The organism is Nocardioides sp. NPDC057767 (genome assembly GCF_042798275.1).
In the GTDB taxonomy this organism is placed as follows: domain Bacteria; phylum Actinomycetota; class Actinomycetes; order Propionibacteriales; family Nocardioidaceae; genus Nocardioides.
Window position 1 is genome coordinate 12,566 of record NZ_JBHVKJ010000035.1, and the last position, 19,328, is coordinate 31,893.

General features: G+C 71.2%; 19 protein-coding genes. 6 read left to right on the forward strand and 13 right to left on the reverse strand.

Annotation, left to right across the window (positions count from 1 at the left end; genetic code table 11):
* Positions 1–5: 5 nt before the first annotated feature.
* Entirely contained in the window at positions 6–272 is a 267-nt protein-coding gene (locus tag ACFVDI_RS18290; protein ID WP_378907657.1) for a hypothetical protein, read from the reverse strand.
* Positions 269–1,318, reverse strand: a complete 1,050-nt coding sequence (locus tag ACFVDI_RS18295; RefSeq protein WP_378907660.1) for an HAD-IIA family hydrolase — start codon at positions 1,316–1,318, stop codon at positions 269–271. The genes ACFVDI_RS18290 and ACFVDI_RS18295 overlap by 4 nt, the downstream gene beginning before the upstream one ends.
* A 65-nt stretch (positions 1,319–1,383) precedes the next feature.
* Here ACFVDI_RS18295 and ACFVDI_RS18300 point away from each other — a divergent pair, with 65 nt between their 5' ends.
* Positions 1,384–2,544 carry a DUF1015 family protein gene (locus tag ACFVDI_RS18300; protein WP_378907663.1) on the forward strand — a complete coding sequence of 387 codons (1,161 nt, stop codon included), beginning with the start codon at positions 1,384–1,386 and terminating at the stop codon, positions 2,542–2,544.
* Here ACFVDI_RS18300 and ACFVDI_RS18305 read toward each other — a convergent pair.
* From ACFVDI_RS18305 to argC, 10 genes are all read right to left on the reverse strand, one after another.
* Positions 2,541–2,960: a single-stranded DNA-binding protein gene (locus tag ACFVDI_RS18305; protein ID WP_378907665.1), complete on the reverse strand. Its 420-nt coding sequence runs from the start codon at positions 2,958–2,960 to the stop codon at positions 2,541–2,543. The two genes, ACFVDI_RS18300 and ACFVDI_RS18305, sit on opposite strands and share 4 nt — an antisense overlap.
* A gap of 126 nt (positions 2,961–3,086) precedes the next feature.
* On the reverse strand, positions 3,087–3,656 hold the full coding sequence (locus ACFVDI_RS18310; protein WP_378907667.1) for a DNA-3-methyladenine glycosylase: 570 nt from the start codon (positions 3,654–3,656) through the stop codon (positions 3,087–3,089).
* Positions 3,656–5,077 carry an argininosuccinate lyase gene (gene argH, locus ACFVDI_RS18315; RefSeq protein ID WP_378907676.1) on the reverse strand — a complete coding sequence of 474 codons (1,422 nt, stop codon included), beginning with the start codon at positions 5,075–5,077 and terminating at the stop codon, positions 3,656–3,658. Before argH ends, ACFVDI_RS18310 begins: the two co-directional genes overlap by 1 nt.
* Positions 5,074–5,544: an NUDIX hydrolase gene (locus tag ACFVDI_RS18320; protein WP_378907679.1), complete on the reverse strand. Its 471-nt coding sequence runs from the start codon at positions 5,542–5,544 to the stop codon at positions 5,074–5,076. The genes argH and ACFVDI_RS18320 overlap by 4 nt, the downstream gene beginning before the upstream one ends.
* Positions 5,544–7,004 carry an argininosuccinate synthase gene (gene argG, locus ACFVDI_RS18325; RefSeq protein WP_378907682.1) on the reverse strand — a complete coding sequence of 487 codons (1,461 nt, stop codon included), beginning with the start codon at positions 7,002–7,004 and terminating at the stop codon, positions 5,544–5,546. The genes ACFVDI_RS18320 and argG overlap by 1 nt, the downstream gene beginning before the upstream one ends.
* A gap of 25 nt (positions 7,005–7,029) precedes the next feature.
* Entirely contained in the window at positions 7,030–7,557 is a 528-nt protein-coding gene (locus tag ACFVDI_RS18330) for an arginine repressor (protein WP_378907685.1), read from the reverse strand.
* Positions 7,554–8,477 carry an ornithine carbamoyltransferase gene (gene argF, locus ACFVDI_RS18335; RefSeq protein WP_378907688.1) on the reverse strand — a complete coding sequence of 308 codons (924 nt, stop codon included), beginning with the start codon at positions 8,475–8,477 and terminating at the stop codon, positions 7,554–7,556. Before argF ends, ACFVDI_RS18330 begins: the two co-directional genes overlap by 4 nt.
* The gene (locus ACFVDI_RS18340; protein ID WP_378907691.1) at positions 8,474–9,727 is read right to left on the reverse strand and encodes an acetylornithine transaminase; all 1,254 of its coding nucleotides are present in this window, start codon (positions 9,725–9,727) and stop codon (positions 8,474–8,476) included. Before ACFVDI_RS18340 ends, argF begins: the two co-directional genes overlap by 4 nt.
* Positions 9,724–10,665, reverse strand: coding sequence for an acetylglutamate kinase (argB, locus tag ACFVDI_RS18345; RefSeq protein ID WP_378907693.1), 942 nt, complete (start codon positions 10,663–10,665; stop codon positions 9,724–9,726). The genes ACFVDI_RS18340 and argB overlap by 4 nt, the downstream gene beginning before the upstream one ends.
* Positions 10,662–11,699: an N-acetyl-gamma-glutamyl-phosphate reductase gene (gene argC, locus ACFVDI_RS18350; RefSeq protein ID WP_378907824.1), complete on the reverse strand. Its 1,038-nt coding sequence runs from the start codon at positions 11,697–11,699 to the stop codon at positions 10,662–10,664. Before argC ends, argB begins: the two co-directional genes overlap by 4 nt.
* Before the next feature lie 108 nt (positions 11,700–11,807).
* Here argC and ACFVDI_RS18355 point away from each other — a divergent pair, with 108 nt between their 5' ends.
* The 4 genes from ACFVDI_RS18355 to ACFVDI_RS18370 all read left to right on the forward strand — a co-directional run bounded on the left by ACFVDI_RS18355 (position 11,808) and on the right by ACFVDI_RS18370 (position 15,174).
* Positions 11,808–12,635: a maleylpyruvate isomerase family mycothiol-dependent enzyme gene (locus tag ACFVDI_RS18355; RefSeq protein ID WP_378907696.1), complete on the forward strand. Its 828-nt coding sequence runs from the start codon at positions 11,808–11,810 to the stop codon at positions 12,633–12,635.
* 9 nt (positions 12,636–12,644) lie between these two features.
* Complete coding sequence (locus tag ACFVDI_RS18360) at positions 12,645–13,199, forward strand: TIGR00730 family Rossman fold protein (protein ID WP_378907698.1); 555 nt, start codon at positions 12,645–12,647, stop codon at positions 13,197–13,199.
* A gap of 93 nt (positions 13,200–13,292) precedes the next feature.
* A complete protein-coding gene (locus ACFVDI_RS18365) occupies positions 13,293–14,354 on the forward strand; it encodes an ATP-binding cassette domain-containing protein (RefSeq protein ID WP_378907700.1) in 1,062 nt (353 codons plus the stop codon).
* Position 14,355: 1 nt separating this feature from the next.
* On the forward strand, positions 14,356–15,174 hold the full coding sequence (locus ACFVDI_RS18370; RefSeq protein ID WP_378907703.1) for an ABC transporter permease: 819 nt from the start codon (positions 14,356–14,358) through the stop codon (positions 15,172–15,174).
* Here the strand turns inward: ACFVDI_RS18370 and ACFVDI_RS18375 are convergent.
* On the reverse strand, positions 15,171–18,149 hold the full coding sequence (locus ACFVDI_RS18375) for an ATP-binding protein (RefSeq protein ID WP_378907705.1): 2,979 nt from the start codon (positions 18,147–18,149) through the stop codon (positions 15,171–15,173). The genes ACFVDI_RS18370 and ACFVDI_RS18375 overlap by 4 nt on opposite strands.
* A 91-nt stretch (positions 18,150–18,240) precedes the next feature.
* On the opposite strand from ACFVDI_RS18375, the gene ACFVDI_RS18380 reads away from it, so the two are divergent.
* Positions 18,241–19,269 carry a threonine aldolase family protein gene (locus ACFVDI_RS18380; protein ID WP_378907708.1) on the forward strand — a complete coding sequence of 343 codons (1,029 nt, stop codon included), beginning with the start codon at positions 18,241–18,243 and terminating at the stop codon, positions 19,267–19,269.
* The last annotated feature ends 59 nt before the right edge of the window (positions 19,270–19,328 follow it).

Below are 19,328 nucleotides of genomic sequence, written 5' to 3' on the forward strand. Positions count from 1 at the left end.
GCCTCTCAGGGCTGGTCGGTCGGCTGCGGCTCGCCGGACGCGGCGGCGATCCGGGCCATCGCGTCGTGGGCTCCGGTGTCGGGGTCCAGGGCGCGGCGCAGCTCGGTGTGGGCGGCCTCGAAGACGCTGACGTGCTCGGTCAGCGGCAGCTCGTCGAGCCGGTCGAGCGACTCGAGGACCGCGTCGACGCGCGCGACACCGGTGTGCGGCGCCGTGCCGGCGCCACCCAGCCCGGCCGGGGCCGGAGTCTCGTCGAAGTGCTGCTCGCTCATGAGGCTGAGACTACCGTCCCGCCGTCGGCATCCGGGCGAGGCGGCTCGGCCTGCGTGCCGATCGTGGCCACCGCTCCGGTGGCGTCCAGGTGCGCCCAGGCGCTGGTCGCGGCCACCCGCCACCAGTCGTCGGTGCTCCCCTGGCCGGTGACGCGCAGCTCGCCGTCGCGCACCTCCGCCGCCCAGCCGCCCAGCCGCGCCACCGTGCCGTCGCTGTCCGGGGCCGCGTGGGTCTCCAGCAGCCCGCGCAGGTCGGAGGCGATGTAGGCCGGCCGCCGGTGCGGCTCGGCGGCGACCAGCTCATCGAGGCCGGTCACGCCGGTGAGCACCAGCAACGTGTCGACGCCGGCGTTGTGCCCGCCCTCGATGTCGGTGTCGAGGCGGTCGCCGACCATCAGCGGGCGCTCGGCCGCGGTGCGCCGGATGGTCTCCTCGAGCAGCGGCCGCGACGGCTTTCCCGCGACGACGGGTTCGACACCCGAGAACCGGCGCAGGGTGTCGACCAGGACGCCGTGGCCCGGAGCGATGCCATAGGCGGCCGGGAAGGTCATGTCGGTGTTGCTGGCGACCCAGAAGAGTCCGTCCTTGATCCGGACCGCCGCGCGCAGGATGTCCTTCCACAGCAGCTCTGGGTTGTAGCCGGTCACGATCGCCTCGGCGTCCTCGTCGACGGCCACCGGCACCAGGCCGACCGCCTCGAGCGGCTCGCGGAGCCCGGCCGCGCCCAGGTTGACCACCTTCGCCCCCGGCGCGAGCCGCTCGGCGAGGACATGGGCGGCGGCCTGCGCCGAGGTGACCACGTCCTCGGCGGTCGCCTCGATCTCCAGGTTTCGGATGTTCGCGGCGACCTTGGCCGGAGTCCTGGCGGCGTTGTTCGTGATGAACGCCAGGTGCAGCCCGGCCTCGCGGGCCGCGGCGAGCGCCTCGGGGGCGCGCGGGACGGCGGCGCCACCGATGTAGACCACTCCGTCGAGGTCGAGCATCGCCACGTCGTAGACGGAGGCGAGTGTCCGTTCTGAGCCCTTCAACTGATGGCCGGTCAGCACACGCAGTTCCTTACTCTGAGTCGGGGGTTCGGCGAATGGCACCAGTGTGACCCTACGATGTGCGGATGGACGATACGGGTGTGGTCAGGGCGCCGTACCTGGGGCGTCCGCTGCGCCTGGAGCCTTTTCGAGCGCTCTCGCTGGCACCGTCCCGCATCGGTGACCCGACCTCGGCGCGGCTCTACTCGCGGCCCTATCGCGGCGTCGCGTCCCGGATCAGCTCGTGGCTGGCACGTGGCGACCTGCGCGAGCATCGCGACCTCGCGCTCTATCTGCACGAGTACACCGCGGCCGGGATCACCGTGCGGGGCGTCGTCGGGATCCTCGACGTGTCGCACCGCACCGGCGAGCCCGGCCAGGCCGCTGTGCTCCCCCACGAGGGCGTACGAACCGCGCAGGCCGAGCAGCTCGCGTCCCGGATGCGGCAGATGCGAGTGCACCCGGCTCCGATCCTGCTCACCTACCACGCGCCCGACGGCGTCGCAGCGCTGCTCGACCGGGTGCAGGCCAGCCCTCCCGAGGAGCAGTACGACGACCACGGCGGTCAGCACCATCGTGTCTGGGCGATCACCGACAAGGCACTGATCGGGCAGCTGCGCGCGGCCTGGGCGAGCCAGCAGGCGCTGATCGCCGACGGGCACCACCGCTACGCGGCCTACGCCGAGCTCCAGGGGGTCGCCGAACCGGGCGGGTCCGCCGCGACGGACTTCGGTCTGGCGATGCTCATCGACCAGGACGACACGCCGTTGCAGCTCGGAGCGATCCACCGGGTGCTCGCCGGAGTGAACCTGCGTGACCTACGGGCCGCGGCCGAGGCCGTCGGCGCGAAGTGGAGCGCGGGCGGCCGTGACGCCACGCTGGGCAGGCTGGGGCCAAAGGTCATCGTGGTCAGCGACGGCCGGGGCTGGGCCACGATCGACGTCGACACCTCCCGGAGTCCGATCACCGGTGATGTCGGCTATCTGCACGACCGGGTCCTCCCGGAGCTGCACCGACAGCCCTCGCGGGTGCTGCACGCGCACCAGGTGGATGCCGCGCTGAAGCGGGCCCGCCCGGGCCGCGACGTCGCGGTGCTGCTGGCGGCGCCCACGTTCGACACCATCCTGTCCTCGGCGTCGATCGGTCAGCTGCTCCCGGAGAAGGCGACCTCCTTCCAGCCCAAGCCGCACCCCGGGGTGCTCATCCGGCTTCTCGACGCAGCTCGACTCGAGAAGTCTCGCCACTAGCTGGCCTGCCTGGTCGCGGCGGCGGCACGACTCACACGTCTGGCCGTCAGCACCTCGACCTCGGTCATCGACTGCAGGCGTCCGCCGGTCTTGAAGAACCGGCGGCGCAGGGACCCGTTGACCTCGATCACGTCCCCGACCTGCCAGGTCGTCGCGGCTCGACGGACCCGGGCGACCCAGCTGTGACACTCGAGCGCGTCGATCTGCACCCGGCTCCCCCGGCGTTTGTCGCGCGGCCTGTTCACCACCACCCTGAACGCGGTGAGCTGGTCGCCGCTCGGCAGCTCCCTCTCCTCGGCTGCCAGCGACAGCCGGCCGATCAGCCGCACCTCGTTGACCGTTGCCAGCCCGCCGGCCGGCCCCATCCGCTCGCCATCGTCCGGTGATGGCTCCTTCTCTACCCTTGCGACCGTCATCTCGATCACCTCCGACCACCATCGTGGTCAAGGGCACCGACAGTTCCGCCCGGGCCTGTGAGGCCTGTGGAGAACCCCGGTCCGAACCCTGCCTGTGGACGGTGATCGGCCCGTCCGAGCGAGCTCTCAGAGCGCCTTCGCCGGCCGGTAGCGCGAGACCGTCGGGTCGCCGGCGACCCAGAACCGCCACGGACGCTCCGGCGCGAGACGCAGTCCGACCCGCGGTCCGGCGGCCACCTCGATCGCCGCCCAAGCCTCGGCCGGCGCCAGGTCCAGCTCGAAGTCGGTCGTCCCGTTCATGGTGAGGTCGATGCCGAGGGCCGAGGCGAGGCGGGCCGGGCCACGGGCGAGATCGACGTCGCGTACCGCTCCGCGTCGTTCCCGGACCGCCTCGATCCCCTCGATCACCTCTCCCGCGCGGAGCAGGATCCCCCCGGGTTCGCCGGCCGGGTGGCAGACCAGGTTGGCGCAGTAGTGCATCCCGTAGGTGAAGTAGACGTAGAGCCGCCCCGGCGGACCGAACATCACCCGGTTGCGGTTCGTCTCGCCGCGGAAGGCATGCGAGCCGGGGTCGTCGGCCGCGTATGCCTCCACCTCGGTGAGACGCACCTTCACCCCGTCGAACGACAGCGTCGCCCCGAGGAGCCGCGGAGCGGTCACCTCGGGGCGCTGGTGCAGCAGGTCGGTGAGGAGCACTAGGACGGACGGAACCCGGCTGCCTTGGACCGGAGCTCGGCGAGCTGCTCGGCGACCCGGTCAGGGGCCGTGCCGCCCCGGCCGTCCCGGGAGGCGACCGATCCCTCGATGGTCAGCACCAGGCGTACGTCCGGTGTGAGCGCCGGCGAGATCGTGGCGAACTCCTCGTCGGTCAGAGCGTCCAGCTCCGCCCCACGCTTCTCCGCCGCCTGGACGCAGGCGCCGGCGAGCTCGTGGGCGATCCGGAACGGGGTGCCCTGTCGCACCAGCCATTCGGCGATGTCGGTGGCCAGTGAGAAGCCCTGCGGGGCGAGCTCGGCCATCCGGTCGGTGTTGTAGATCAGCGTCGCGACCTGGCCGGTGAAGGCCGGGAGCAGCACCTCCAGGGTGTCGAGGGAGTCGAAGACCGGCTCCTTGTCCTCCTGCAGGTCACGGTTGTAGGCCAGCGGCAGCGCCTTCAGCGTCGTCAGCAGCCCGGTCAGGTTTCCGACGAGGCGGCCGGCCTTGCCCCGAGCGAGCTCGGAGATGTCGGGGTTCTTCTTCTGCGGCATGATGCTCGAACCCGTCGACCAGGAGTCGTGCAGCGTGACGAAGTCGAACTCCTTGGTCGCCCACAGGATGATCTCCTCGGCGATCCGGCTGATGTCGACGCCGATCTGGGCGCACACGTAGGCGAACTCGGCGACGAAGTCGCGCGAGGCGGTCCCGTCGATCGAGTTGGCGCTCGACCCGGTGAAGCCGAGCTCGGCGGCGACCAGCTCGGGGTCGAGCCCGAGCGACTGCCCGGCGAGCGCCCCGGACCCGTAGGGCGAGTCGCACACGACCCGCGCCTGCCAGTCGTTGAGCCGGTCGACGTCGCGCAGGAGCGTCCAGGCGTGGGCCATCAGGTGGTGGGAGAGCAACACCGGCTGGGCATGCTGGAGGTGCGTACGTCCCGGCATGATCGCGCCGAGGTTCTCCTCCGCCTGTCCGGCGAGGGCGTCGATCAGGTCGAGCACGAGTCCGCGGAGCACGCGCTCGTGGTCGAGCAGATAGCTGCGGAACAGGGTCGCGATCTGGTCGTTGCGCGAGCGCCCGGCACGGAGCTTGCCGCCGACCTCGGGACCGATCTCCTCGATCAGCAGCCGCTCCAGCGCGCCGTGCACGTCCTCGTCGGAGGATGCCGGGAGCAGCCGCCCGGCGGTGAACCGGTCGGCGAGGACGTCCAGGCCCCGGTGGATCTCGTTCTCCTCGTCACCGGTGAGCAGCCCGGCGGCGCCCAGCGCCTTGGCGTGGGCGTGCGACCCGGCGATGTCATAGAGCGCCAGCCGCCAGTCGAACTGCGTCGAGCGCGACAGTGCCTCCAGCTCCGGCGACGGACCCCCGGCGAACCGGCCTCCCCAGAGCTTGCCCTCGTTGGTGGTGTTGGCAGGCGTGGTCACGACTCTCCTCGTACGGCTTTGATAGCGATCTCCATGATGTCAGGAAGTGCGCCGGGGGCTGCGGTGCCCTCGGCGCGGAGCTTGTCCGGCGTCCACCATCCGGCCTGGACGACCGACACGACCTCGATCGGCTCAAGGTTGACGAAGCTGATCTCGACCTCACGGTCGAGGGCGAGGCCGAAGTAGGCGTTGTGGCCGCTGTAGTCGACGCCGTTCCAGCTGAACTCATCCTCGTGGACTCGGACGGGACCGACCAGCGCCTCGGGCGTGACCCGGACGCCGGCCTCCTCCCACAGCTCCCGGACCGCGGCGCCCACCGCTTCCTCGCCCGGGTCGATGGCGCCACCGATGCTGGTCCAGTAGGCGCCTCGCGACGGGTTCCCCGGGTCGGTGTCCTGCAACAGCAGCACCTCGCCGTCCGAGCTGACCGGGAGAACCCGCGCCGAGCTGCGATGGACGCGGACCATCAGTCGTTGCCCGCCTCCAGCGCGGCCTCGTCGAGGATGGTGTCGTCGAGGACCGTCCCCTCGACCGGAAGAGCAGCCGGGATGGGCTTCCCGTCGGTGGCGGCGATGCGGTCGAAGCCACCGGCGGGCAGCTCACCGAAGAGGGTGCCGTTCTCGACCAGGACCGTGCCCTGGTCCAGCGGGTGCCCGGCGTAGATCTCGAGCTTGGAGCGCGAGTCGGCGATGTCGAGGTTGCGCATGGTCAGCTGGCCGATGCGGTCGACGGGGCCGAAGGCGGCGTTCTCGACGCGCTCCATGGAGAGCTTCTCCGGGTGGTAGGAGAAGTGCGAACCCTCGGTGTTGAGGATCGTGTAGTCCTCGCCACGGCGCAGCCGCAGGGTGACCGTGCCGGAGACCAGCGAGGCGATCCAGCGCTGGATCGACTCGCGCAGCATGAGGGCCTGCGGGTCGAGCCAGCGGCCCTCGTAGAGCAGCCGGCCGAGCTTGCGGCCCTCGTTGTAGTAGTTGGACATGGTGTCCTCGTTGTGCACCGCGTTGAGCAGCCGCTCGTAGGCCGCCCACAGCAGCGCCATGCCCGGCGCCTCGTAGATGCCGCGCGACTTGGCCTCGATGATCCGGTTCTCGATCTGGTCGGACATACCCAGGCCGTGGCGACCACCGATCGCGTTGGCCTCGTAGACCAGCGCGACGGGGTCGGAGTAGGTCTTGCCGTTGATCGCCACCGGACGACCCTCGACGAACGAGATCGAGACGTCCTCGGTCTCGATGGCGACCGAGGGGTCCCAGAACTTCACGCCCATGATCGGCTCGACGGTCTCCAGGGAGACGTCGAGGTGTTCGAGGGTCTTGGCCTCGTGGGTGGCGCCCCAGATGTTGGCGTCGGTGGAGTAGGCCTTCTCGGTGGAGTCCCGGTAGGGCAGGTCGTGGGCGGCCAGCCACTCCGACATCTCGTGGCGGCCACCGAGCTCGTGGACGAAGTCGGCGTCGAGCCACGGCTTGTAGATGCGCAGCTCGGGGTTGGCCATCAGGCCGTAGCGGTAGAACCGCTCGATGTCGTTGCCCTTGAACGTCGACCCGTCACCCCAGATGTTGACGTCGTCGGCGTGCATGGCCCGCACCAGCATGGTGCCGGTCACCGCGCGCCCCAACGGCGTGGTGTTGAAGTAGGCACGACCGCCGGAGCGGATGTGGAAGGCGCCGCAGGCGAGCGCGGCCAGGCCTTCCTCGACCAGCTGCGGCTTGATGTCGACGGCGCGGGCGATCTCCGCGCCGTAGGCCATCGCACGGTCCGGGACCCCGGAGATGTCGGGCTCGTCGTACTGCCCGATGTCGGCGGTGTAGGTGCACGGGACCGCGCCCTTGTCGCGCATCCAGGCGACCGCCACGGAGGTGTCGAGGCCTCCGGAGAAGGCGATGCCGACACGCTCACCCTTGGGAAGGGAGGTCAGGACCTTGCTCACGAGATGTTGCTCCTTGCTCTGAAACTTACGGAATGTCTGTGGTCTTGCCGGCGAGGCTGAGGAACCGCTCGACGAGCGCCGCTCCGCCCTTGGGCTCGCGGCCGATGACGAGCACGGTGTCGTCGCCGGCGATGGTGCCGAGGATGTCGGGATACTCGGCCCGGTCGATCGCGGAGGCGAAGTACTGGGCTCCGCCCGCAGGAGTACGCAGCACCACCAGGTTCGCACTCCCGTCGGCGCTCACCAACAGCTCACGGGCGAGTCGGCCGAGCTTGCTGCGTCCGCTCGCGGACTCGCCCGGCGCCACCGCGGTGCGGTCGCCGCCCTCGCCAGGGACGGCGTAGACCAGCGCCCCGGAAGGTGCCCGCACCTTCACCGCGTCGAGCTCGTCCAGGTCGCGCGAGAGCGTCGCCTGGGTGACGTTGACCCCGTGGGACAGCAGCGCCTCGGAGAGCTCGGTCTGCGACCGGATCTCCGTGCCCCAGATGATGTCGACGATCAGCGACTGGCGCGCGCCCTTGGTCGCGGGACGCTGGGTCTCGTTCGTCGTCATCGTCGCTCCCACAAAAACGCCAGGATCGCCTTCTGGGCGTGGCGCCGGTTCTCCGCCTCGTCCCACACCAGGCTCCGCGGACCGTCGAGCACCTCGGCCTCGATCTCCTTGCCGCGGTAGGCCGGCAGGCAGTGGAGCACGACCACGTCGGGGTGGGCGTGGCCGAGCAGCTCGGTGGTGAGCGCGTAGGGCGAGAACACCGCGGCCCGGGCGGCCGCCTCGCTCTCCTTGCCCATCGAGACCCAGGTGTCGGTGATGAGTACGTCGGCCCCGGCTGCCGCTGCGGCCGGATCGGAGGTCACCGTGACCGAGCCGCCGGTCTCCTCGGCGATCTCCTTCGCCCGGACCAGCACCTCCGCGTCGGGCGCGTAGCCCTCCGGCGCGCCGAACCGGACGTGCATCCCGGCGATCGCGCCGGCCAGCGCCCAGGAGTTGCCCATGTTGCAGGCCGCGTCGCCGAGGAAGGCCGCGGTCAGGCCGGCCAGGGACCCCTTGTGCTCCTGCAGCGTCTGCAGGTCGGCGAGCAGCTGGCAGGGGTGGAACTCGTCGGTGAGCGCGTTGACGACCGGGACGCCGGAGTGGGCGGCCATCTCCTCGAGGTCGGTCTGCGCGAACGTACGCCACACGATCTCGCCCGCCTGCCGGCCGAGCACCCGGGCGACGTCGGCGACCGACTCCCGCTCCCCGATCCCGGCCAGGCGGCCGTCGACGAGCATCGAGTGGCCGCCGAGCTCGGCGATCCCGGAGGAGAACGACGCCTGGGTGCGCAGCGTCGGCTTGTCGTAGATCGTGGCCACGGTCACCGGGCCGGCCAGCGGCTTGGCCGCGTAGGGATCCTGCTTCATCGCCGCCGCGAGCGCCAGCACCTCGGCCTGCTCGGCCGGGGTGAGGTCGTCGTCGCGGAGGAAGTGTCTGGTCACTTCGTCGCCTCCTCGCTGCGCTCGGTCACTCCCTCGCTCGGCGCGAGCGGACGAGCAAGCTCGCCGCCCGACCTCGCTTCGGTCGTCTCCGCTGAGTCGAGGATCGCCGGCCAGGCGGCCAGAAGCTTCTCGGCGTCGTCCTCGGTGAGCACGAGCGGCGGCACGATCCGGATCCGCTCGGGGGTGGCGTTGTTGAGGATGAAGCCGGCCTCGAGCGCGGCCGCGGCGACGGCGGCGGTGTCGAGACCGGTGAGAACCACGCCGATGAACAGGCCTTCGCCCTCGACCCTCGCGACCCGCGGGTCGGCGGCGAGACCGTCGCGCAGCTTCTGGCCGAGGACGGTGACGTGCTCGAGGAGGCCCTCGGACTCGATCGTCTCGATCACCGCGAGACCGGCGGCACAGGCGACCGGGTTGCCACCGAAGGTGGTGCCGTGGTTGCCGGGCTCGAAGAGCGTGGCGGCCCGGCCCAGGCCGATGCAGGCACCGATCGGGAAGCCGCCGCCGAGACCCTTGGCCAGGGTCACGATGTCGGCGGTGACGCCCGAGGTCTCGTGGGCGAACCAGCGGCCGGTGCGGCCCAGACCCGACTGCACCTCGTCGAGCCACAGCAGCGCGCCGTGCTCGTCGGCCACGGCGCGCGCGGCAGCGAGGTAGTCGGCGGGTGGCACGATGACGCCGGCCTCGCCCTGGATCGGCTCCAGGATGATCGCCGCGGTCTCGTCGGTCACGGCCGCGGCCAGCGCGGAAGCGTCACCGTAGGGCACGAAGGTGACCTCACCCGGGAGCGGCTCGAACGGCGCCCGGTAGGCCTCCTTGGCGGTCAGCGCCAGCGCACCCATCGAGCGGCCGTGGAAGGCGCCCTGGGCGGCGACGATGTGCGTGCGGCCGGTGCGCCGGGTCAGCTTGAAGCCGGCCTCGTTGGCCTCGGTGCCGGAGTTGGTGAAGAACACCCGCCCGGTCTCCCCGCCGGGAACCCGCGCGAGCAGGGCCTCGGCCAGCTCGACCTGCGGGTGTGAGGTGAAGAAGTTGGAGACGTGGCCGAGGGACTGCATCTGCGAGGTCACCGCGGAGACCAGCGCGGGGTGGGCGTGGCCGAGCGCGTTGACCGCGATGCCGGCCAGCAGGTCGACGTACTCCTTGCCGTTCTCGTCCCACACGTGGGCACCCTCGCCTCGGGTGAGGACCAGCTTGGGGGCGCCGAAGGTGTTCATCAGGGAGGCGGCGTAGCGCTCTCCATAGGTGCTCATCGGTCCAGCTCCCTTGCCTTGCGGGTCTTGGTGGTGACGCCGGGGAGCACCTGGGTGCCGACTCCCTCGGCTGTGAACAGCTCCAGCAGCACGGCGTGCTGCTCGCGGCCGTCGACGACGGTGGCGCGCTTCACGCCACCCTTGACCGCCTCGAGGCAGGCGCTCATCTTCGGGATCATCCCGCTGGCGAGGTCGGGAAGGATGCCTTCGAGGGCCTCGGGGCTGATCTCGCCGATGACCTCCTCGGGGTCGGGCCAGTCGAGGTAGAGGCCCTCGACGTCGGTCAGGACGAGCAGCTTCTCGGCCTGCAGCGCGACCGCCAGGGCCGAGGCGGCGCGGTCGGCGTTGACGTTGTAGATCACGCCGTCGGCGTCCGGGGCGACGCTGGAGACCACCGGGATCCGGCCCGCCTCGATGATGTCGAGGACCGACGCGGGACGTACGTCGACGACCTCGCCGACCTGACCGAGATCGACCTCCTCGCCGTCGACGACGGTGCTGGCCGGCTCGGCGGTGAAGAGCCCGGCGTCCTCGCCGGAGAGGCCGACGGCCAGCGGGCCGTGCTCGTTGATCAGTCCGACGAGCTCGCGCTGCACCTGGCCGACCAGGACCATCCGGACCACGTCCATGGCCTCAGGGGTGGTCACCCTCAGCCCGCCGCGGAACTCCGACTCGATGCCGAGCCGGTCGAGCATGCTCGAGATCTGCGGGCCGCCGCCGTGCACGACGACCGGCTTGAAGCCGGCGAAGCGCATGAAGGCGACGTCCTCGGCGAACGCGCGCTTGAGCTTGTCGTCGGTCATGGCGTTGCCGCCGTACTTCACCACGACGATCTTGCCGTGGTACTCCTTCAGCCACGGCAGGGCGCCGGCGAGGGTGCGGGCCTTGGCGGGGTCGGGGCGTCCAGGCTCGTGCGAGACGGTCTCCAGGTCGATCACGGGGCCACTCCCACCGTGGTCAGCCCGGCGGTCTCGTCGAGGCCGAGCGCGAGGTTCATGCACTGGATCGCTCCCCCGGCGGTGCCCTTGGCGAGGTTGTCCTCGGCGCCGACGACGACCAGCCGCCCGGCGGCCTCGTCGACCGTCACCTGCAGGTGGACGGCGTTCGAGCCGAGCACGGCCTGGGTCTGGGGCCACTGGCCCTCGGGGAGCAGGTGGATGAAGGGCTCCTCGCCGTAGGCCTTCTCGTAGACGGCACGGGCATCGGCCGCGGTCACACCGTCGGCGAGCTTGGCCGAGCAGGTCGCCAGGATGCCGCGGGGCATCGGCACCAGGACCGGGGTGAAGGAGACCGACACCTCGCCGTCGACCAGGCCCGAGAGGTTCTGGACGATCTCGGGGGTGTGGCGGTGGCCGCCGCCGACCCCGTAGGCGCTCACGTTGCCCATCACCTCGGCACCGATCAGGTGGGGCTTGGACGACTTGCCCGCGCCGCTGGTGCCGGTGGCGGCGACGACGACGACCTCGGGCTCGACGATGCCGGCCCCGACGGCCGGGGCCAGGGCGAGCGTGGAGACGGTCGGGAAGCAGCCCGGCACCGCGATCCGGCTGGCGCCGGCCAGGGTCTCCCGCTGACCGGGAAGCTCGGGGAGCCCGTAGGGCCAGGTGCCGGCGTGGTCGGTGCCGTAGAACTTCGTCCACGTCTCGGCGTCGGCGAGCCGGTAGTCGGCGCCGCAGTCGATCACGACCACGTCGTCGGGAAGGCCGGCGGCGATCGGTCCGGACTCGCCGTGCGGGAGCGCCAGGAAGACGACGTCGTGACCGGCGAGGGTCTCGGCGTTGGTGGGCTCCAGCACGCGGTCGGCCAGCGGGAGCAGGTGGGGCTGGAGGCTCCCCAGGGTCTTGCCCGCGCTGGAGGCGGCGGTCAGCGCGCCGATCTCCACCTCGGGGTGGGCCAACAGCAGCCTGAGCAGCTCACCTCCGGCATATCCACTGGCACCGGCTACGGCGACGCGCTTCTTCGTCATGTGCATGAACATACGTCACCCTGCATGCATCATGCAAAGCTTGTTCGACCCCTGAGACGACTGAAGAAGAAACCCGGAGGAAATGCGTCGGCGCCGCCGCTTAAGGTTCCCTCCATGACTCGTCTCACCCCCACCGCCTACCTCGACCACATCCGGTCGGAGTCGGCGCGTTTCCGTGCCGTGCTGGCCGACACCGACCCCACGGCCCCGGTCCCGACCGCCCCGGAGTGGACCGCCGCCGACCTGCTGTGGCACGTCGCCGCCGAGGTGCAGCACTTCTGGACGTACGTCCTGGAGAGCCGTCCCGCGGAGCCGTCCGAGGAGACCTATACCGAGCTCGAGCGCCCCGAGGGCGCCAGCTACCAGGACCTGCTCGCCCGCTTCGACGACCTCAACGCCCGGTTCATCAAGACCCTCGAGCAGACCGGGCCCGAGGAGCCCACCTGGTCCTGGTCGCAGGACAACACCGCCGCCTTCACCTATCGCAGGCAGGCCCACGAGATCCTCATCCACCGCCTCGACGCCGAGCTCACCGCGGGCGCGGTGACGCCGCTCGACCCCGCGCTCGCCGCGGACGGGATCGACGAGCTCCTGGACGTGTTCTACGGCGGCAAGCCCGACTGGGCGAGCTTCGCCGGCAGCGACCACTACGTGCGCGTCGACGCCGTCGACACCGACACCCAGACCTGGGTCCAGCTCGGCGTCGTCTCCGGCACCCGCCCCAACGGCGACCGGCTCGAGGACGAGCCCGACCTCAGCGTCGTCCCCGCCGAGAAGATCCCGGCCGGCACCGAGCCGGACGTCGTCATCGAGGGCTCTGCGGCCGACCTCGACGCCTGGCTCTGGCGCCGGCGCGACGACGAGGGCATCCAGGTCACCGGAGACGACGACATCTACGAGCGTTTCCGCGCGTTGACCAACCAGGCGATCACGGACGACTAACCTTCCCGCATGATCAAGCACCTGGCGGTCTTTCTCGGCTCCCGCGACGGCAACGACCCGGCCCTCGGGAAGAAGGCCTACGAGGTCGGCGCGGGGCTCGCCGAGCGTGGCATCGAGCTGGTCTACGGCGCGGGCGGCGGCGGCCTGATGGGCCAGATCTCCCAGGGCACCATCGACGGTGGCGGCAGGGTCTTCGGCGTGATCCCACGATTCATGATCGAGCGCGAGTGGGGTCGCGTCGAAGGCGCGCCGGGGATGCAGACGATCGTGGTCGACACGATGCACGAGCGCAAGGCGCGCATGGCCGAACGCGCCGAGGCGTTCCTGGTGCTCCCCGGCGGGATCGGCACGCTCGAGGAGCTCTTCGAGGTCTGGACCTGGCAGACCCTGTCGCTGCACGGCAAGCCCGTCGGCCTGCTCAACATCAACGGCTTCTGGGACCCGCTCGTGGAGATGATGGAGCGCATCGCCGAGGCCGGGTTCCTGCACGGCTCCCCCGGCGAGTCGCTGGTGGTCGGCGAGGACCTCGACGACGTCCTCGCCCGCCTCGACGCCGCCCGCTGAAATCGGCCACTGAAACCGGCCACTGAAACCGGCTCGGAGGTCGTGAAACCGCGGTGAAGGCGCCCTGAAACCAGCGCCCTTCACCGTGGGAGCATGACAACCACCGAACTGGCCGTATCGGCCTCAGGTCTGGTCAAGACCTTCGGAGACTTCACCGCGGTCGACGGGATCGACCTCGAGATCCGCCGCGGTGAGGTCTTCGGCGTGCTGGGCCCCAACGGCGCCGGCAAGACCACGACCCTCAAGATGCTCGCGACCCTGCTCCCGATCGACGCCGGCGAGGCGGAGATCTTCGGGGTCGACGTCAAGGCGCACCCCCACCAGGTGCGTCAGCTCGTCGGCGTGACCGGGCAGTACGCCTCGGTCGACGAGAACCTCACCGCCACCGAGAACCTGGTCCTCTTCGGCCGCCTGCTCGGCATGTCCGGCAAGGCCGCCCGAGCCGCCTCGGAGGAGCTCCTGGAGTCCTTCGGCCTCCAGGAGGCCGCCAAGCGGCAGATCTCGAAGTTCTCCGGCGGCATGCGCAGACGCCTCGACCTGGCCGCCTCGCTCCTGTCCCGTCCCCCGCTCATCTTCCTCGACGAGCCCACCACCGGACTGGACCCTCGCACCCGCGGCCAGATGTGGGACACCATCCGTACGTTGGTCTCCGGCGGCTCCACGGTCCTGCTGACCACGCAGTACCTCGACGAGGCCGACCAGCTCGCCGACCGGATCGCGGTCATCGACCGCGGCGTCAAGGTCGCCGAGGGCACCTCCGAGCAGCTCAAGACCTCGGTCGGGAACTCGACGCTGCATCTGTGGCTGAGCGACAAGGCACAGGTCGCCGCCGCCGCGGCCGTGGTCGAGAAGGTCACCGGCGACCGTCCCGTGCTCACTCCCGAGGCAGGCGGCGTCAACGTACCGCTGGCCGATGCCGACCGCGCCGCCGACGTGCTCATCGGTCTTCGCCACGCAGGCATCTCGATCACGACCGCCAACGTGCAGCAGCCGACCCTCGACGAGGCCTTCCTCGCCCTGACCGGCCACGGCACCGAGAGCACCGAGAACCCTGACGACGACCGCACCGACGCCCGCACCGACGCCCGCACCGACGCCCGCACCGACGCCCGCACCGACATCCGCACCGACATCCGCACCGAGGAGGTGGCCTGAGATGGCTGCACTGATCTCCACGTACGCCGTGGCCGACCGTCCGCTCAAGGCTCACCCGGGCGTGGGCGAGACGATCAGCCAGACGCTGACCATGGCCCGCCGGGCGTACATCAAGATGATGCGCAACCCCGAGCAGTTCTTCGACGTGACGATCCAGCCGCTGCTGTTCACCGCGATGTTCGCCTACATCTTCGGCGGCGCGATCTCCGGTGACGTGAAGGCCTACCTGCCGACCATCATCACCGGCATCCTGGCCCAGACCGCGCTGACCGCCTCGATGGCTCGCGGCACCCAGCTGCGCGAGGACATGGACAAGGGTGTCTTCGACCGGTTCAAGGCACTCCCGATCGCCCGGATCGCGCCGCTGGCCGGACCCGCCGTCGCCGACCTGCTCCGCTACGGGATCGCGGCGACGCTGACGGTCCTGGTCGGCCTGCTGATGGGCTACCGGCCCGGCGGCGGTGTCGGCGGAGTGCTCGCCGGCTGGGCGCTGACCATCTTCGCCGGCTGGTCGCTGAGCTGGATCTTCACCTGGCTCGGCACGGTCCTGAAGACCGCAGGCGGGGTGCAGGGCCTGGGCATGATGATCATGTTCCCGCTGACCTTCCTCTCCCCCGCGTTCGTACCGAAGGAGACCATGCCGGTCTGGTTGCAGCACTTCGTCGACGTCAACCCGGTCACGCTGGTCATCAACGCCACCCGCGACCTGATGAACGCCGGGGACCTCACCCTGAGCGTCGTGTGGGCGCTCGTCGGGTGCGCCACGGTGGTCGCGGTCTTCGCGCCGCTCTCGGTGTGGAGCTACAGCAAGAAGCTCTAGGCCAGCCGCGCAATCACGCCGCGGGCCTCGTCCAGCAGGGCGAGCCCGCGGCGGTCGCCGTATTCGGCCGACACCCGGTCGAGTACGCCCGGCGCGAGCCGGGCCGCGTCGGCGACGGCGAGCTCCCAGCGCATGTCGAGGAACGACCGGGAGTAGCCGAACCGGTCGGCCAGCACCAGCAACCGCACCGACTCCTCACGCGGCAGCGCGTCCCGCAGAAGACCCCACACGCCCAGGGCGAGGAGCATCATGCCGGTCACGGGATAGTCCTGGGACCGGCGCTCCCGGGAGACCAGACGGGGCGCCTTCTCCATCAGCACGCCGAAGAGATCGGCGCCGTCGGCACCGTCGCCGTGGCGAGCGCAGCTGACCACGGTGACGGCCTCGGCCGCGACCCGCCACGGGACCAGGTCGGGGTCGTCGCTGAATCCCGGGAACGGCAGCTCGCCCATCGTCGCCACCACCTCGCGGAACAGCGCCAGGCCCTCCCGGACCCGCCCCTGGGCGAGGAGGGCCTGGGCACGCGCGCCGTGGACGGCGCCACGGGAGCCGAAGCCACCGCGAGGCTGCTCCTCGGAGAGCTCGGCGAGGATCTCGGCGGCCTCCGCCAGGCGCCCCTGCTCCACCGCGTACGTCACCAGGATCGCGTGGGTCTGGACGAGGTCGTCGTCGGCACCGAGACGGCGCAGGACCGGGACGGCCTCGCGGGCATGGTGGGCGGCCTCGCCGAGCCGGCCGAGCTGGGCGTAGAGACCGCTGAGCTGGGCGTGCAGCATGGCGCGCGGCCAGGGTCCGCCCTCGGTGCCGGTCAGGCGCAACGCCTCCGTCCCCGCGGCGAGCGCGCCCTCGGGATCGCCGAGGTTCTCCCGCTCGTGGCTGAGGAAGGTGTAGGCGCGGGCACGCACCTCCGGGTCGGGGTCGGCGATCAGGTCGATCAGCTCGTCCTCCAGCGGCCGGCCGGGCTCGCCGAGGCGGGCGACCGTCGCCGCCATCGCCTGCATGACCTTCAGCATCACCCTGAGCTGCGGATCGGCGGCGTCGGTGCCGACCCGGTCGAGGATCCCCATCAGCCGCTCCAGCCCGGACCCGCCGGTGACGGCCGCGCCGAAGAGCAGCAGGGCCAGGACGAGGCGGGTCTTCTCCAGCATCTCGGCAGGCGGGTCCCACTCGGCGAGGAGGTCGGCGACGGGTCCGGCGAGCATGATCACGCGCTGGTGCTCGCCCGCGATGGTCCAGAAGACACCCAGCGCGCAGAAGAGGCGGATCACGGACTCGGCCTCGTCGTCGGCCAGGACCTGGCGCAGGATGTCAGCGAGGTTGCTCTCCTCCGCACGCAGCTCGTCCATGGCGTCGAACTGCGCCGGGGAGTAGATCCGGCGGGCACCGGAGTCCGCGTACACCGCGGCCCAGCCTCGCTGAGCGGCCCGGGCGGCGTCGTCCTCGCCGGCGTCGATGAGCTGCATCCGGCCGAACTCACGAACGGTCTCGAGCATCCGGTAGCGGAACCCGAACGGTGCCTCGACGACCGTCAGCAGGGACTGGTCGACCAGCTCCTCGATCGCCGCGAACGCATCGGCGCCGAGCATCGCCTCGGCCGCCGCGAGCGTGAAGCCGTCATGGAAGACCGAGAGCCAGCGCATCGCCCGGCGCTCGCGCTCGGAGAGCAGGTTCCAGGACCAGTCGATGACCGCGACAAGGGTCTGGTGACGGTCGGGGGCGTTGCGGTCGCCGCCGCGCAGGAGCTCGAACCGGTTCTCCAGCCTCCGGGCGATGTCGGCCACCGACATCGCCCTGACCTTGACCGCAGCCAGCTCGATCGCCAGCGGCAGCCCGTCGAGCCGGGTGACGATCTCCTCGACGCGCTCCTCGTCGAGGTGGACACCGGGGCGGGCGGCGACCGCTCGGCGCCGGAACAGCTCGCTGCCGTCGTACGCCCCCAACCGGCCGAGCGGGTAGACCCGTTCCGCGCCGATGGCGAGCGGGCTCCGGGAGGTCGTCAGGACCGTCAGGTCGCGCACCGTCGCGACCAGGAAGGCGGTCAGACCCGCGACGGCGGCGACGATGTGCTCGCAGTTGTCGAGCACGAGCAGGGTGGGCGCGCCGTCGAGCTGCTGCGCGATCCGCGACCGCACGTCGGCCCGCTGCTCGGGAGTGAGCCGATCGCGGCGGGCGACCGAGTCGCGTACGCCGAGCGCCGAACCCACCTCGCTGACCAGGTCGTCGGGCGCGGTCACGCCGACCAGCTCGACGAAGTGGACCACCGGCTGCTCGGCGTCGTGTGCGATCACCTGGGCCAGGCTGGTCTTGCCCAGACCACCGGGCCCGAGGATGGTGACGACTCGCGAGCCCTTCAGCAGGGCGGAGACCTCGGCGGTGTCCTGCTCGCGGCCGATCAGCACGTCGGCGTCGTGGCGCAGCCCCGAGCGCACCGGGCGGTCACGCGCGAGCAGCTCGGCATGAACCGCCCGCAGTCGTGGGCTCGGGTCGACACCGAGGCCGTCGGCCAGCCCGGACCGGTACGCCGCGAACCGCTCCAGCGCCGCCGGCACACCGTGCACCGCGGCGACCGCCCGGAGGATCGCCTCGGTGACCACCTCGTCGGGGTCGAGCCGGTCGAGCCGCTCGAGGAGCGGCAGCGCCTCCGCATAGCGCTTCTCCGCGGCCAGTCGCAACGCCTGCGGCCGCAGCGACCAGGCGTCGACCTCGCCCGCCTCGAGTCCGAGGCGGTAGCCACGCGGCGTACGCTCGATCGCGCCCGGCGCGGTCGCCGTCCGCGCCCGGGAGACGACCACCTGGAGCGCCTTGGAGGGGTTGGCCGGGACGTCGTCGCGGCCCCAGATCTCCTCGACCAGAGCAGCCTCGGAGGCACCTCGCGGACCGGCCTCGACCAGCGCGCGCAGCAGCGCCCGGGTCCGTTCGCCGGCCACCGGCGCACCCGCCCAGGTGACCTCGTCCAGCACACTCAGCGTCGTCACAGCGGCCATTCTGTCATAACGATATATCGCGTACGTACGGGATTTCGGCCCTCCCTCCGAGGAGTGGAGCCGTCATGGCGAGAATAGGACCGTGACCGTCGAACTGCGCTCTGACAACGCCGCCGCCGTCTCCCCCGCGATCCTGGAGGCGATGGCTGCCGTCAACTCCGGCTCCGCGCTCGCCTACGGAGGTGATGAGGTGACCGCTGCACTGGAGAGCCGGGTACGCGAGGTCTTCGAGCACCCCACGGCCCGTGCCTTCCCGGTCCTGAGCGGCACGGCCGCCAACGCCCTCTCGCTCTCCGCGATGACCCCGCCGTGGGGCTCGGTCGTGTGTCACGAGACCGCCCACATCCTCGGCAGCGAGGGCGGCGCCACCTCCTTCCTGAGCGGTGGCGCGGTGATGACCGGCATCGCGGGCGAGGACTACAAGATGGCGCCGGAGGCGCTGCAGGCCCACCTGGCCGGCGTACGTTGGGGCGACCCGCACCACTCCCAGCCGGCCGTCCTGTCGCTGACCTCACCGTCCGACTACGGCACGGTCTACTCGGTCGAGGAGATCGCCGAGCTCACCGGGATCGCCAAGACCCGCGACCTACGGGTGCACCTGGACGGCGCCCGCTTCGCGAACGGTGTCGTGGCCACGGGTGCATCGCCGGCCGACCTCACCTGGCGATCCGGCGTCGACGTACTCTCCCTGGGCGCGACCAAGAACGGCGCCCTCTCGGCCGAGGCCATCGTCTGCTTCACCGACGCCCCCGCCGACGAGCTGGTCTTCCGCACCAAGCGCAGCGGCCACGTCACCTCGAAGATGCGCTACCAGTCGGCCCAGCTGCTGGCCTACCTCACCGACGACCTCTGGCTCCGCAACGCCCGCAACGCCAACGAGCGGATGGCGGAGCTCGCCGCGGGCCTGGAGAAGGCTGACGTACGCATCACCAACTCCGTCGACGCCAACCTCGCCTGGGTGGACCTGCCCGAGAAGGCCGCCGACCGTTTGGAGGCCGCCGGGGTGCTCTTCTACCAGCTCGACGGCCAGGTCCGGTTCGTGACGTCCTGGCAGACCACGCCCGAGGAGATCGACACCGTCCTCGCCGCGCTTCGGGACGCGCTCTCCTGACCTGGCGCTGATCAGCGGATCCCCGGCGGGGCAAATTCCCGCCATGGCGGGAAATGGTG